The sequence below is a fragment of the Pseudomonadales bacterium genome, assembly GCA_024234435.1.
Taxonomy (GTDB): Bacteria; Pseudomonadota; Gammaproteobacteria; order Pseudomonadales; family Porticoccaceae; genus JACKOF01.
Genome location: JACKOF010000001.1, coordinates 595574 through 611004, shown reverse-complemented (window position 1 = coordinate 611004; position 15431 = coordinate 595574). Strand labels below are relative to the sequence as shown.

General features: G+C 50.1%; 10 protein-coding genes. 8 read left to right on the top strand and 2 right to left on the bottom strand.

Annotation, left to right across the window (positions count from 1 at the left end; translation table 11 throughout):
* The first annotated feature begins 6 nt into the window (after window positions 1-6).
* From H7A02_02830 to H7A02_02800, 7 genes are all read left to right on the top strand, one after another.
* Window positions 7-1740: a bifunctional protein-serine/threonine kinase/phosphatase gene (locus H7A02_02830; protein MCP5171194.1), complete on the top strand. Its 1734-nt coding sequence runs from the start codon at window positions 7-9 to the stop codon at window positions 1738-1740.
* Between the two features lie 263 nt (window positions 1741-2003).
* Window positions 2004-4532 carry a nitrite reductase large subunit gene (nirB, locus tag H7A02_02825; protein ID MCP5171193.1) on the top strand — a complete coding sequence of 843 codons (2529 nt, stop codon included), beginning with the start codon at window positions 2004-2006 and terminating at the stop codon, window positions 4530-4532.
* Between the two features lie 54 nt (window positions 4533-4586).
* The gene (gene nirD / locus H7A02_02820; GenBank protein MCP5171192.1) at window positions 4587-4931 is read left to right on the top strand and encodes a nitrite reductase small subunit NirD; all 345 of its coding nucleotides are present in this window, start codon (window positions 4587-4589) and stop codon (window positions 4929-4931) included.
* 48 nt (window positions 4932-4979) lie between these two features.
* Complete coding sequence (locus H7A02_02815; protein MCP5171191.1) at window positions 4980-7169, top strand: nitrate reductase; 2190 nt, start codon at window positions 4980-4982, stop codon at window positions 7167-7169.
* Window positions 7170-9101 (top strand): dimethyl sulfoxide reductase anchor subunit, encoded by a 1932-nt coding sequence (locus H7A02_02810; protein ID MCP5171190.1) that lies wholly within the window; start codon window positions 7170-7172, stop codon window positions 9099-9101.
* Window positions 9102-9331: 230 nt separating this feature from the next.
* Complete coding sequence (locus tag H7A02_02805) at window positions 9332-10558, top strand: NAD(P)/FAD-dependent oxidoreductase (GenBank protein MCP5171189.1); 1227 nt, start codon at window positions 9332-9334, stop codon at window positions 10556-10558.
* A gap of 23 nt (window positions 10559-10581) precedes the next feature.
* Window positions 10582-10902, top strand: a complete 321-nt coding sequence (locus tag H7A02_02800) for a 2Fe-2S iron-sulfur cluster binding domain-containing protein (protein ID MCP5171188.1) — start codon at window positions 10582-10584, stop codon at window positions 10900-10902.
* Between the two features lie 75 nt (window positions 10903-10977).
* On the opposite strand, the gene H7A02_02795 is transcribed toward H7A02_02800, so the two are convergent.
* The gene (locus H7A02_02795) at window positions 10978-11850 is read right to left on the bottom strand and encodes an alpha/beta fold hydrolase (GenBank protein MCP5171187.1); all 873 of its coding nucleotides are present in this window, start codon (window positions 11848-11850) and stop codon (window positions 10978-10980) included.
* A 247-nt stretch (window positions 11851-12097) separates the two neighbouring features.
* Between H7A02_02795 and H7A02_02790 the strand changes: the two genes are divergently transcribed.
* Window positions 12098-14338: a molybdopterin-dependent oxidoreductase gene (locus H7A02_02790; protein ID MCP5171186.1), complete on the top strand. Its 2241-nt coding sequence runs from the start codon at window positions 12098-12100 to the stop codon at window positions 14336-14338.
* Window positions 14339-14388: 50 nt separating this feature from the next.
* Here the strand turns inward: H7A02_02790 and H7A02_02785 are convergent, their stop codons facing one another.
* Complete coding sequence (locus H7A02_02785) at window positions 14389-15276, bottom strand: LysR family transcriptional regulator (protein ID MCP5171185.1); 888 nt, start codon at window positions 15274-15276, stop codon at window positions 14389-14391.
* Window positions 15277-15431 lie beyond the last annotated feature (155 nt).

The window sequence follows — 15431 nt, the reverse complement described above, 5'->3', positions numbered from 1 at the left end:
TCGGCTATGCACCTTGATCATCTGAGCACCGGGTTGGACTTGCAGGTTGGCCAGTACTCCACAGCTGGCGTAAAGCCCTGTAATGAGGATGCCATTGGCATCCGCATTCCAGAAGACAGCTCGCTGGTGACCAAAGGAGCCGTGGCCGTGATCGCGGATGGCGTCAGTGCAGCAGAAGGCGGGAAAGAGGCCAGCGAAACAGCTGTCACCTCTTTTCTGTCCGATTATTATTCCACCCACCGCTCCTGGTCGGTACAGACTTCCGGACTAAAAATACTGATAGCCCTCAACCGTTGGCTCTACAGCCAGGGTCAAAAATACACCAGCGCCGAAAAAGGCTTTATCACCACGTTCAGCGCACTCATCCTCAAATCCGCCAGCGCCTATATTTTCCACGTTGGCGATAGCCGTATTTATCGCTTGCGGAGCGGGCAGTTGGAGCAACTGACCCGCGATCACGCCAGCCCTGCAGGAAATGGTCAGCGTTATCTGGGACGGGCTCTGGGTATAGATACTCGCCTGGATGTGGATTTTCAGCAGCTTCAGGTTGAAGCCGGTGATCGTTATCTGCTCACCACCGATGGCGTACATGACTGGCTCAACAGGCAGGAACTGGAAAAGCTGTTAGAGAGCGATCAAGGCTGTGAAACCGTTTGCAAGGCCATTACAGAGCAAGCTCTCGCTAGGGGCAGCAATGACAACCTCAGCGCCCAGCTGATTGTTGTCAACAGTCTCGGCCAGGAAGAGCGGCAGGATGTGCTCGGCAAACTAACGGAGCTTCCATTCCCTCCGCCACTCAGCACAAATCAGATAATTGATAACTGGCGCGTTATTCGGGAAATTCAGGCCACCAGCCGAAGTGAAATATACCTGGTTGAAAATCTGGAAGACAACACCAGAGCAATCATGAAAACACCGTCGACGAACTATGAAGATGATCCGGCTTATATCGAGCGGTTCATGCTGGAGGAGTGGATAGGCAGTCGTATCCATAGCGCGAATGTAGTGAAGGTAATCAACAGCACTTCTCAGCGGCGTTATCTGTATTATTTAACCGAGTATATTCCGGGCCCGACGTTGACCCAACTGGTTAAGGAAAGAACCCGATTACCGGTTACGGATGTGCGCAATATTATCACTCAAATCGCTTCCGGCCTGCGGGCTTTTCACCGCAAGGATACGCTTCACCAGGACATCAAGCCTGACAACATTATCTATACCGATGAAGCGGTAAAAATCATTGATTTCGGCTCTACTTTTATTGCTGGCATCAGCGAAATAGATACCTCCATTGAGCGGCAGGATATTCTCGGCACGCTGAATTATTGCGCCCCTGAATACAAGCTCCATGCACCCGTTTCTCAACGCAGTGACCAGTTTTCACTGGCTCTGCTGATGTATGAACTGCTCACCGGTAAACATCCTTTTGGCAATGCTTATCAGCGAGCCTCAACTGAACAGGACTTTTCACGACTTCAATATACCCCGAGCTATCAACACAACCCGCTGGTGCCTGTCTGGATGGACTGCGCCATCAGGAAAGCTCTCAGCTTTGACCCTCGACACCGCTACGATGCTCTCTCCGAATTCGTTCAGGATATCAAACAGCCAAACCCCGTTTACGCACATTCACAGGCGTTGCCCCTCGCGTACAGAAACCCTTTAAAATTCTGGAAGATACTGAGCGGCATACTGTTGATCGGAAACCTGATACTGGCTTATTTGTTATTCAGCAAATAACAAACCGCACAAATACAGCGCATTCTCACACTCCCGGCCAAATCAACGCACCAAATTGGCGCAAGCAAGGCGCTCGATGTCCGTTTCTCTCTGGTTTTATTGCTCACCCTGATTTTCAAAATCTTCATCTTCCCCTTAATAAAAAAGGAGTTTCCCAACCACTCGCTATCATTGGCATAGAACTTGCAAAATCCTTATCAGATAAGGTCAGGATGACGCAGAATTCATAGGGATACCAGGTAAGAAATGAGGTTTTAATTTTTATGTCGTTAACAAATATTGTTGTAGTCGGAAATGGAATGGTTGGTCACCACTATGTGGACCGCCTGTTACAAGCGTCACTTGACGTCAAAATCACTGTGATCGGCGAGGAACCTCGCCCTGCCTATGACCGGGTACACCTTTCAGAATATTTTGCCGGTAAAAAGCCTGAAGAGCTGGCGCTGACCAGCCGTGAGTTTTACAAGGAAAATGGTGTAGACGCCCACTTCGGCGATGCGGCAGTAAAAATAGACCGTGAGAAAAAAATAGTCCTCACCGACTCTGGCCGTTCCTTCTCCTACGACAAGCTGGTGCTTGCCACAGGATCTTACCCCTTTGTTCCACCGATCCCTGGTGCCAAAGATGAAGGCTGCCTGACATATCGCACTATTGATGACCTCGGCGAAATCAATGCTGCTGCAAAATCTTCCAAGGTTGGCGTTGTGGTTGGCGGCGGCTTGCTGGGACTGGAGTGTGCCAATGCGTTGCAAAATCTTGGCCTTGAGACCCACGTTGTCGAGTTTGCTCCGGGACTGATGGGTGTGCAGCTCGATGAAGGCGGCAGCAAAATGTTGCGCCGCAAGATTGATGGTATCGGCGTTCACGTACACACCAGTAAAGCTACTCAAACTATTAGCAAAGGTGAATCGTGCCGTTTCCGCATGAACTTTGCCGATGGCGAACACCTCGAAACTGACATGATCGTTTTTTCTGCCGGTATTCGCCCTTCAGATCAGCTTGCAAGGGAGGCAGGGCTGGAGATTGGCGAGCGCGGCGGTATCGTTATCGATTATCACTGTAAAACCAGTGACTCCGATATTTTCGCCATTGGCGAGTGCGCCTTACTGGGCAATCGTATTTTTGGCTTGGTAGCCCCCGGTTACCGGATGGCTGAAGCGGCCGTAACACAGCTCACCGAAGAGAAAGAGTCTTTCCGCGGTGCAGATATGAGCACCAAGCTGAAACTGCTGGGTATGGATGTGGGTTCTATCGGTGATTCCCATGGCAACACCGAGGGTTCCGTTGCCTACACGTTCAGCGATGAGAGCAAAGAAATTTACAAACGTATTATTGTCGATACCACCGGCCAGAAACTGCTCGGCGCCGTTCTTGTGGGCGACTGCTCGGAATATGACACCTTGCTGCAGTATTACCTGAACGCGATTGACCTGCCCGAACACCCGGAGTCAATGATCCTGCCTGATTCAGCCGGTGGAGTACCGGCTCTGGGCGCAGCGGCATTACCAATGACCGCTACTATCTGCTCATGCCTGAATGTCAGCAAAGGCGATATCGTTGAAGCCATTGAAGGCGGTTGTTGCTCTGTTGGTGATGTAAAGGGGGCAACTCAGGCCAGCACTGGCTGTGGCGGCTGTGCAGCCCTTTTGAAAAACGTGGTTGATGACGAAATGGCCGCCCGGGGAATGGAGGTGAACACCTCTATTTGCGAGCACTTTAACCACACCCGTCAGGAACTGTTCCATATCTGTAAAGTGGAAAAAATTCATACCTTTGGCGAGCTGATCAAAGGCCACGGTCAGGGCCGCGGCTGCGACATTTGCAAACCGGCAGTTGGTTCGATTCTGGCCTCACTATGGAACGACTACGTACTGGAAAAACCACATGTTGGCCTGCAGGATACCAATGATACGTTCCTTGCCAATATGCAAAAAGATGGCACTTACTCGGTAGTCCCGAGGATTCCGGGTGGCGAAATTACGCCAGACAAATTGATTGTCCTGGGCGAAGTCGCCAAAAAATACAATCTCTACACCAAGATTACCGGCGGACAACGCGTTGACCTCTTCGGCGCACGCATGAATGAATTGCCTGATATCTGGGCTGAACTGATTGCTGCTGGATTCGAAACAGGCCACGCCTACGGCAAGGCTTTAAGGACTGTGAAATCCTGTGTTGGCAGCACCTGGTGTCGCTACGGTGTGCAGGATAGTGTCAGTATGGCCCTACTGGTAGAAAACCGCTACAAGGGGTTGCGCTCACCTCACAAACTGAAGTCAGCCGTTTCCGGCTGTACCCGTGAGTGTGCAGAAGCACAATCAAAAGATTTTGGCGTCATTGCCACAGAAAATGGCTGGAACCTCTACGTGTGTGGCAATGGCGGCATGCGTCCACGCCACGCGGATCTGTTTGCAACTGACCTGGATGACGAAACCCTCATCAAGTACATCGACCGCTTCCTGATGTTCTATGTCAATACGGCTGACCGTCTGCAGCGCACCTCCGTCTGGCTGGACAATCTGGAAGGTGGTCTGGAATACCTGAAACAGGTGGTCATCGAGGACAGTCTTGGCATCGCAGCCGAGCTGGAAGCACAGATGGCCGCTGTTGTGGACACGTACCAATGCGAATGGAAAACCACCATTTCAGACGAAGAGAAACTCAAGCGCTTCCGCCAGTTTGTTAACGCGCCGGATGCCAAGGACGAGAATGTGATTTTTGTTGAAGAACGCGGCCAACCCCGCCCGGCCAACGAAGAAGATCGTCTTGAACTGATAGCAAAATCTGCGTGATTGCTTTCACCTGCCGACGAGCTGAGGCAGGGGAAAGCAGCAAAGGAGTAAAACATGTCCAATTTTGAAAAAGCCACCTGGCTACCGCTGTGTGGAAAGAATGATCTGGTTGAGGGCTCCGGTGTCTGCGCCCTTTTTGATGACACTCAAATTGCCATTTTCTATCTGCCGGAGGAAACCCCGCAGGTATACGGGCTGAGTAACTGGGATCCCATAGGGAAAGCCAATGTGTTGTCCCGAGGGATTGTCGGAGATGTCGATGGCAACCTGGTCGTTGCATCACCACTGTACAAGCAACACTTTAACCTGGTCACAGGTGAATGCCTGGAAGATGCAGAACACCCTGCAACGGTGTTCCAACTGCGTATTGAAAATGACCAGGTTCTGATTGCTGCTTAATCGGCTTTCTTCGGAAAGCTACCTTTTGTATAAAACGACGAGAATTTTATGCTGTTTGGTCGTACAAAGCGCAAGCCCATCGTCATCCCAGCCAAGCCGGTAAAGGAATGGAAATACACTACCTGTAACTATTGCTCTACCGGTTGTTCAATAGAGATTGGCCTGGACCGGGAAGGGAAAGTCATCACTAGCCGCGGCCATGCCGGAGCCGACGTAAACCGCGGCAAGCTCTGTATCAAGGGCATTCTCGAGCACGAGCTCTTTCAATCCGACGGGCGTGGCGATCAGCCGCTGATGCGTAAGCGCTATCATGATCCATTTCAGCCCACGGACTGGGACAGTGCGCTGGATTTTGCTGCGGACAATATCAAAAGCATTCAACAAAAATACGGTCGCGATTCGTTCGCTGTGGTTTCTACCGGGCAATTACTAACCGAAGAGTTCTATACACTTGGCAAACTGGTACGTGGCTGTATTGGTACCAATAATTACGACGGCAATACCACGCTTTGCATGGCTTCAGCCGTATCCGGCTACAAACGTTCGTTTGGCTCGGACGGTCCGCCCGGCTGTTATGACGATTTTGAACACACTGAGTGTTTAATGGCCTTTGGCTCAAATTTGCCTGAACAGCATCCGATCATTTACTGGCGCCTCAAGGAAGCACGTGAAAAACGACACTTCCCACTGATTGTGATTGATCCCCGTGTCACCATGCTGGCACAGTTTGCCGATATTCATTTGCCCATAACACCGGGCACAGATTGCGTCCTGATCAATGCCATGCTGTACGTTATTATCTCGGAAGGCCTTCAGGATCAAGCCTATATCGACGCGTACACCAACGGTTTTGAAGCATTGAAAGAAGCTGTTGCCGACTATGACCCGATCAAAGCACAGCATATTTGCGGTATCGATGAGGATATGATCCGCCATGTCGCCAGACTTTATGCCAAAGCACCTGCGGCAATGTCAATCTGGACCATGGGTATCAATCAGAGCACCCACGGATCAGATGGCGTAGTCGACATCAACAACCTCAACCTGATTACAGGCAATATCGGCAAGCCCGGCGGCACCAGCCTTTCCATCACCGGCCAGTGCAACGCCATGGGCACCCGCGAGTGGTCATCCTGCTCAGGTCTGCCCGGTTACCGTTTGCTGGAAAAACCCGAACACAGAGAGGAAATCGGTAAATTCTGGGGCATCGACCCCGAATTTTTCCCGAAACAACGGGGACTGGCGCAAACCGATATCTTTCCGGCAATTGAGTCAGGGCAAATCAAGGGGCTCTGGCTGGTCGCCACCAACCCCCTTACCTCAATGCCCAATCAGCCACGCATCCGCAAAATGTTTGAAAAACTGGACTTTCTGATTGTTCAGGACTCCTACAGCGATGTGGAAACCAATGATTACGCTCACGTATTCTTTCCTGCCGCTGTCTGGGCAGAAAAAGAAGGTTGCCACACGAATACCGAACGTCGGGTAAACCTTATTCGCAACGTTATCAAGCCTTATAAGAATTCGAAAACTGATTTCTGGATTTTCAATCAGATGAGCAAGCGCTTCGATAATGGCGATATTATTCATTTTCCCAATACGCCTGAAGAGGCGTTTGATGAAATGAAGTACCTCTCCCGCGGCGACTCGAGAACCCTCGATATATCGGGCATGAGTTACGAAAAAATAGAAAAGGCTCGGGGAATTCAGTGGCCCTATCGTGAAAATTCAGAGGGGTTAAAGGGTGATCCCAGACTTTATACCGATGGCAAATTCCAAACCGCGGATGGCAAGGCCAACCTGATTCCTATTATCTTCCGCGACAATAACGAGAAACCGGATAACGATTACCCTTTCTGGTGCAATAGCGGTCGTGTGGTTGAGCACTTCCACACGCGAACCCGCACCGGAAAAATTGGCAACTGCAACAAATTCAGTCCAACACCCTATATGGAAATCAACCCGGACGCAGCTGAAGAACTTGGTATTGGCCATCAAACCTATGTGCGGCTCGTTTCCAGACGCGGGGATGCCGTGGTGCTGGCTCAACTGACACATCGCGTACCGCGCAATATGGTGTTTATCCCTTTTCACTTCCACGATTGTGTCAACCGTCTGACCCTCGGGTTGCTTGACCCACACTCCCGTCAACCCGCCTTTAAACAGTGCGCTGTGCGTATCGAGCAGGTTGACCAGGCTGAAGCTGCCCAACTGAATCTGGAGCGGAGGACTTTTTAAATGAATAACGAAACTGTCTTCAAACATATCGATAACGCCGCCAGGAATACCGGCGTCAAACACTGGGAAATCCGCACGGAAGAACAGCCCTATGCATTCCTGAACGATCCGGTTGTCGCGGATACAAACCGTTATGGCCAAAAAATTGACCTGATTGAGCTGACTGAGCACACAGCCCCTGAAAACCGCTCGATGTACATTAATGAAAATCCGGAAGTCGGCTGTAATCCAAACCGCAACAAGCAGCATGCATTCTTCTTTACCGCAGACAACTGCATCGGCTGTCACGCCTGTGAATCTGCCTGTGCGGAGAAAAATGAGACCCCGGCACATCTGTCATTCAGGTCCGTGGGTTACGTAGAAGGCGGTAGTTATCCTGATTATCAGCGCATGAACATTTCCATGGCCTGTAACCACTGTGACGATCCAGTCTGCCTGAAAGGCTGCCCTACCCGTGCCTACACCAAACATGCGGAATACGGTGCCGTTCTACAGGACCCGGACACCTGCTTTGGTTGCGGCTACTGCACCTGGGTATGCCCCTACAACGCACCGCAACTGGACCCGATCATGGGTCAGGTATCAAAGTGCAATATGTGCGTAGACCGCCTCGAAGTAGGCCTCAAGCCCGCCTGTGTTTCTGCCTGCGTAGGCAATGCTCTCGACTTTGGCGTAGTAGAAAATATTCCTGAAAACCGGGAAGAAGCAAAAATATCTATCCCTGGGTTTCCAGACCCCTCTATCACGCATCCCAACATCCGCTTCCAGCAAACCAGAGAATTGCCTGAGGAAATGAAGCGTACCGACTCCATGCCGGTAAAATATCACCGGGAACAGGATGGCATTTACAAGCCTCGGGTCGATCAGAAGAATGGCAAAGTCCGGCACTGGAACCTGCTGAAGCTGAGTTCCCGCGAAAATCCGCTGGTGCTTTTTACATTGTTATCGCAGGCAGCGATTGGTGCTTTTAGCTTTATTTTCCTGGGGCAGCAATTCCAGTTGGATGGTATTACCCAGTTTGCTCAAAGCAGTCTTTATGTTCCCTTCGTTCTACTTTGTCTGGCAATGACCGGCTTTGGACTGTTTATGTCCACCCTTCACCTGGGCAAACCGCTGCGTTTTTACCGGGGTTTCAATAACCTGCGCCATTCCCCCGTTTGCCGTGAAGGTTTGGGAATTGCCGGGTTTATGGGATTCCTATGCTTGCACGCACTGCTCAGTCTGCCCGGTAACAATCTGTTCCAGAGCTTAACGGGTGGTGCACTTAGCCCCACAATTTTTGGTACGCCCTCCGCCATCTGCGGCTATATTGCCATCCTCTCTGCTACAGCAGGTCTCTACTATATGAACCGCTGCTACCGCATACCTGCACGTCCATTCTGGAATCACTGGCAAGTGGCTAGCAGCTTCTTTGGCAGCAGCCTTTCTCTGGGATCTGCGGTCAGTATGCTGATTACGGTTCCCACCATGATAGCTCTGGACACTGATTATAGTGTCGCCCTGAAAGCACTTGGCACCCTGCTTGCCGCGGGCATCGCTCTGGAGCTGTTGGGTCTGACTTTCCACGCCAAAGACATGCGCGCAGCCGAACACGAAGGTGCTGCTTCACACTATGTACAGACAACAACTTTCGGTAAAAGCTACCTGTTAAGAAATATCTTGCTGGGGCTGACTCTGGTAACAGCACTGATGCTATTAACCGCTGTACCGGCGAGCTGGTCACTGTCGCCATGGATACTGGTTACATGGGCGGCTGCCTGTCTGACCCTGACCTTTTGCAGCCTTGTCGGTCGTGCACTGTTTTATGTACTGGTGATTCCCACAACAATGCCCGGAGCCTTTTTCTGGCGTAACAAGGGCTTTGAGCAACACGCCAGAGATATTGGTTTGGCGGAGATGCCACAGGTGGGCGTTGTACCAAACGCCCACTGACATCGTGGCTGGACAGCTAATTTCATGTGGGCTGTCCAGCGTCCGGTCCGAAACAAGTTACCGATCCGGTTTTCACCACATCTGTTGAAGAAATGATGCCCTTTTTCGGCCAACTACGTTATCCTAACGGGATAATTATTTTTGGCCCAGATCTCACCTCGTGTAGATTAATATTCAAATAAAACAGCAACCTTGTGGCCGATTGAGAGGAGATAACCATGTCTGGAGATATGACTGAGAATCATTGTGTAATTATTGGAGGCAGCCATGCCGCCGCCCAGCTCGCACCAAGCCTGCGCCAAGGAGGTTGGAACGGGAAAATCACTATTATCAGTGCCGACCCCTTCCCACCTTACCATCGCCCGCCCCTGTCAAAGGCGTATCTGGATGGCAGCTCTACCCTTGAACAACTGCAGATAAGACCACCCCAGTTTTACGAAAAGAATAATATCGATCTGTTACTCGGCTCTTCTGTGACCGAAATTGACCGAAAAAACAGACAGGTTATCCTGCATGATGGCGGTAAAATTCCTTACACAAAACTGGCGCTGACAACAGGCGCCAAAGTCAGAAAAATAGACATTCCTGGCAGCAATCTGGATGGCGTTCATTATCTTCGCGATATGGGCGATGTTAGTCAGATCAAGCATTTTGTGGGAACAGGCAAGTCGGCCGTCATTATTGGTGGTGGTTACATTGGCCTCGAAACAGCTGCGTCACTGCGGAAAATGGGTATGGAAGTCACTGTTTTAGAAGCCATGCCACGAGTATTGCAACGGGTCACCACCGAAGAAATCTCTGCGTTCTACACCCGCGTTCATACGGAAGAAGGCGTAAGGATCATAACGGAAGCTGCGGTTCAATCCATTAACGGTGAGCATCATGCAGAAAGTGTCAGCCTGGGAAGCGGTGAAGACCTGAAAGCCGATTTAGTGATCATTGGTGTTGGCGTAATACCGGAAACAGAGCTTGCAGAGGCCGCCGGGCTCGAAATTAACAATGGAATTGTCGTCAATGAGTTCGCACAGACCAGCGATCCCGACATCGTCTCCGCAGGTGACTGTACCTTCCACTACAATCCGATATATGACCGTCACCTGCGCCTGGAATCTGTACAGAATGCGACTGATCAGGCCAAGGTAGCAGCCAATACGCTTTGCGGTAAACTTGAACCCTACCGGGCATTACCGTGGTTTTGGTCAGATCAGTTTGACCTTAAACTACAGATTGCAGGTCTCTCACAAGGTTATGATCAGGTAGTCATTCGGGGAGACACCAGCACCGGACGCAGTTTTGCCGCTTTTTACCTGCTCGATGGAAAACTGCTCGCCGTAGATGCTATCAACAGGCCCCAAGAGTTTATGTTGTGCCGCAGACAACTGACGGAAATCAAGACAGTTGATCCGGCACGCCTTGCTGATGAATCCATCAGTATTAAAGAAGTATTTAACAACTAAATTAGCATATTAAGGGTAAATAAATGCCACTCGTAAATTTTTATGACCACGAAGGTAATCACTTCGAAGTGAATGTAGAAACAGGCACAAGCGTTATGCAGGCCGCCATCGATAATGGTATCGACGGTATTCTTGCAGAATGCGGTGGCGCCTGCAGTTGCGCTACCTGCCATTGCTACATCGACAGTGCGTGGACAGAAAAGGCCGGAGCGCCTTCTGAGATAGAGCAGCAAATGCTTGAGTGTGCTGTTGACCCTCAGGAGAACAGCAGACTGGCCTGCCAGGTAACAGTAACCGAAGAAATGGATGGTGTTGTTATCAACCTGCCGGAATCCCAGTACTAGGTAGGTGTAGACGAACCGGCAGTTAAGCAGCCCGTTCCGGGCCGTTTAACTGCCGATCAGACTCCCGCGCTGATTTTACTCCGCAACTTTCTTCAGAATACTCCGCACCGCAATCACGTAATTCTCCGGACAATCTTCCTGGGTGTAGTGATTGGCGTCCGGAATTTTTTGCACATTTGCATCGGGAAAATGTGACAACCACTTGTCAATATCAGCAGGCTTGCTCATCAGATCTTTAAGCCCAAAAACAAATTCCACTGGCTTATCCTTCAGTTTGTGCAGGCGGCTTTCCAGCTCTTCCAGCCAAGGAGCTGCGGCGGTAATCTGCTTTGGAAATTCAGCTGTCCCCATCCGGGAATCAGGGGTTGGGAAAGGAGCCGTGTATGCCTGCCTAATCGCTGAATTATTGCTGCCCTCGCCCAGCAACTTCGGCACCAGCGTCTTGGCAAAAAAATTCTTCTTCAGGATCAACTGCCTGGCCAACGGGTTGCCCATCAGTTTGGAAAATACATAGCCCGTGCCGCTCGCCTTCCAGGCCCAGGTACTACTGATCACCACACCCAGCACACGATCCGGGTATTTCGTCGCAACAGTTAAACCTGTGGGGCCACCCCAGTCTTGCACGACCAGAATAAACTTCTCCAGCTTCAAGTGACCAATCAAGAAATCCTCAAGCCACTCCGCATGCTCTTGCGGTGTATAACCATATCCAGGGGGATGCTCAGAGAACCCAAAACCGGGAAGGTCATGCGCAATACAACGACATTCCCCCGAAAGCTCCTTGATGATATTTCGATAAAGAAATGACCAGGTAGGATTACCGTGGCAAAAAACTACCGGCACGCCCTCTCCTTCATCAAGGTAATGCATTGGGGTTCCGTTGCGCTCAAACCAGTGACTGGTAAAGGGGTATTCCTCATTATCTATTTCAAATTTTCTCTCTGGCATGTTGAATCCTTTTAACGTTATAAGTAACTCATTCGACCCGGTTTTTACCACCACAATATTAGAGTTTCTCCTGCAAACCCTATTTTTGAATGATCGGTACAAATAATACTACACGGTTCCAGTAATGAACACAGGAATAAGTAACACACCATATGGTCAATCTTGCGATTCGGGTTTACACTGTTGCTGGGTTTAACAGAATATAAAATCTATTCTGTAACAAATAATTAAAATAAAGGAGGTTCCTGTGACTTGCACAAAAGCCTATCGAGTATGTCCGATTTGCGAAGCAAACTGCGGCCTGGAAGTAACTGTCGAAGACAATAACGTTGTGGCCATTCGCGGCAATGATGAAGATTTAATATCTCTTGGACATATCTGCCCTAAAGGTGTTGCTTTAATGGAACTGCGTGACGACCCGGACCGGGTCACAACACCAATGGTTCGCAAGAATGGTGAACTGGTTCCCGCAAGCTGGGAAGAAGCGTTTAGTGTCATTAAAGAAAAGTTTGCTGCCATCAAAGCACAATACGGCAGCGAAGCCCTGTCTCTTTTTATTGGCAATGCCACTATTGGAACCACGCCTTTTATGGTCGGTTATCAGATGCTGCTGCAATGTATGGGCACACAGAACCTCTATACGGCAGGATCCATGGACCACCTACCTAAGCTATTGACTTGTAAGGAAATGTACGGCTGGGAATACACCAATCCTGTACCTGATATCGATAATAGTGATTACATTTTGATGATCGGTGCCAACCCAATGGTATCTAACGGCAGCCTATGGCTGGCGACAGGCTTCAGAAAACGTCTGAAAGCCATGCAGAGTAGAGGTGGTCAACTGGAAGTCATTGACCCTCGCTTTACCGAGACAGCAAAAGTGGCAGATCAGCATCACTTCATTCGTCCCGGCCAGGATCCCTATTTCCTGCTGGGGCTGTTGCACGTGATCTTTCGGGACGACCTTGCTAATCCGGGTGTCGCAAACCCCCACCTGAATGGCCTCGAGCAAATTGAGCAGCTGGCAGCATCCGTTGATCTGCAGCAAATAGCTGACAACTGCGGCATCGACGTCGCCACCATTGAAAGTATCGCTCACAAGCTGGCGAAAACCGAGCGCGCTGGTATCTATGGTCGGGTAGGCTCGACTACGCAGATACACGGCACCCTGACCAGCTGGCTAACAGAAGTCATTAACATCATCACCGGTAAACTGGATATTCCCGGTGGTATGATGTTCCCGAAATCAGCGGCTTTCTGCGTCAATGCGCAAGGCCAACCGGGCATAGGATTACCCAACACGACCCCACCCCACCGCACTCGGGTAAGAAACATGCCCGCCGTGTGCGGTGAGCTGCCGGTCGCCTGTCTTGCCGAGGAAATTACCACGCCCGGAAAAGGGCAAATCAAAGGCCTGGTAACTATCTGCGGTAATCCGGCATCCAGCACTCCCGGCGCAGAGCAGCTCGACCATGCATTGTCCGAGCTTGATTTCCTGCTCTGCTTTGATATCTACATTAACGAAACCACTCGCCATGCCGACGTGATTCTGCCCGGCGCTCATACCTTTGAAAAATCGTTTTACGGTGCTTACTCGGTCAACTACGCTGTGCGCAATGTCGTACGCTATTCACCAGCGCTATTTGATTTGAACGATGGCTACCTGTCGGACTGGGATGCCTTCCTGCAAGTCTGCTCGCTGGCCGCTGGCGGTGAGGTACTGAATGAAGAGGGTTTGCTGGCCATGGAAAACCAGATGATTTCTGCGGTTCTTGATCAGGCTGCCCAGGATGAATATTCGATAGCCCACGGAATCAACGTGAATGAAGCCATCGGCAAGCTCACCAGTGCCCGCGGTATTGACCGGGTCATGGAAGCCGGCTTCAGATCCGGCCCTTACGGTGATGGTTTCGGTAAAAACCCGGATGGCATTACGCTGGAGAAAATCATCGCCCAACCCAACGGCCTTGACCTGGGACCTTTACAGCCTCGCCTTCCAGAGGTGCTTCGCACACCAAGCGGTAAACTTGAGCTGGCGCCCCCCGCATTTATGGAAGAGGCTAAGGTGTTATTCGCAACACAACCGGAAACTAGCGAATTTACATTAATAGGAAGACGCCAACCCAGAGGTCAAAACAGCTGGGGACACAACGTGAATATTCTGATCAAAGGAAAGTTCCGCTGTACTCTGCAAATGCACTCAGAAGACGCCAATCGCTTACAGTTACAAGAAGGTGACAACGTCAAACTGGATACCGAAACTGGTCAAATCGTTGCTCAATTGGAAATTAGCGACGATATGATGCCTGGGGTTATCAGCCTGCCACACGGCTTTGGGCATGATAAAGAAGGCATGAAATTAACACGAGCCATGCAACAGCCCGGCGTTAATATCAACAACATCCTGAGTAATCAGTGTCTGGACGCCCTGACTGGAAACGTTGTCACCAACGGGGTACCGGTAAACGTTACTCAAATCCATTAATCCTCACAGCCCTCAGTAGGTGATGGACCACCTGCTGAGGTTATCTGTTATTAGCTACAAATAAAATCCGAAAAAATACTGAACGCCACGGTTTTATGTTTTAACTTCGGATAACAAAGCCTAAATTTAGGCAAACGTACCTTCCAACCAGGAAGCACGCTCATCAACAAACCACGATCAATGTGTCCCGTTACATAGGTTTCGGGGACCAAGCCAACGCCTGCACCTTGAACGGCCGCAGCAACAGCCAGCTCATGATCATTGACGATTAAAGTTTTGATCAAGTTCACTGAAGCATGCTGATCATCATTTGCTAGCTCCCAGGTTTTTGGATGTCCGTGGCCAAACCGGCGAACATTAATACACCGGTGCTGTTCCAAATCCGCAACCGTTCTGGGCAAACCGTATTGTTTTACATAATCGGGAGAAGCGACCAAGCCTAGCCCGCATATTTCAGGTAACTTTAAGGCAATAAAATCCATATCAATCATCCCCTCTTCCCTAATGGCGGCATCAAAACCATGCGTAATTAAATCCGGGGCCTCATCGTTGGTTGAAATTTCCAATGTAATGTCAGGATACTTCTGGGTGAATTCACCAATAATCCGTTCAACGTAAAGGTGCGCACCCAACCGACAAGTCACAATTTTTACATTACCTGCAGGTGTATCACGGAACTTTTCCAGGTTATCGACCGCTGACACCAGCTCAATCATTGCCGGACTCAACTTCATCAACAGTTCATAACCAGCGTCGGTTAAGGCAACACTTCTGGTCGTGCGATTTAGTAACCGCACTCCCAGCCTTTGTTCAAGGCTCTGAATTGTCTGACTAATAGCTGACCGTGAAATACCAATATCTTCGGCTGCTTTTGAAAAACTCATTCGACGCGCAACCAGCTCAAAAGCCCTTAACTCCATAAAATCCGAGCCACGCATAGCTAAACTACCCAATATTAGTTGTTATTAAGGAGATGATTCTTTCGCGTGAGCCTGCACAAATCAATAGTTGATTGTAAAGCCTGACTTTACAGAGTATCCCGCACAGCTATCTTAATCTAGCCATTTGCAGGTGGTAGCCTGACCTCCGAATT

Excerpts from the sequence above, each read along its gene's own strand:
- H7A02_02785 (MCP5171185.1), bottom strand. The coding sequence starts at position 15,276 with ATGCGTGGCTCGGATTTTATGGAGTTAAGGGCTTTTGAGCTGGTTGCG.
- H7A02_02800 (MCP5171188.1), top strand. The coding sequence starts at position 10,582 with ATGCCACTCGTAAATTTTTATGACCACGAAGGTAATCACTTCGAAGTG.
- H7A02_02795 (MCP5171187.1), bottom strand. The coding sequence starts at position 11,850 with ATGCCAGAGAGAAAATTTGAAATAGATAATGAGGAATACCCCTTTACC.
- H7A02_02810 (MCP5171190.1), top strand. The coding sequence starts at position 7,170 with ATGAATAACGAAACTGTCTTCAAACATATCGATAACGCCGCCAGGAAT.
- nirB (MCP5171193.1), top strand. The coding sequence starts at position 2,004 with ATGTCGTTAACAAATATTGTTGTAGTCGGAAATGGAATGGTTGGTCAC.
- H7A02_02830 (MCP5171194.1), top strand. The coding sequence starts at position 7 with ATGCACCTTGATCATCTGAGCACCGGGTTGGACTTGCAGGTTGGCCAG.
- H7A02_02815 (MCP5171191.1), top strand. The coding sequence starts at position 4,980 with ATGCTGTTTGGTCGTACAAAGCGCAAGCCCATCGTCATCCCAGCCAAG.
- H7A02_02805 (MCP5171189.1), top strand. The coding sequence starts at position 9,332 with ATGACTGAGAATCATTGTGTAATTATTGGAGGCAGCCATGCCGCCGCC.
- nirD (MCP5171192.1), top strand. The coding sequence starts at position 4,587 with ATGTCCAATTTTGAAAAAGCCACCTGGCTACCGCTGTGTGGAAAGAAT.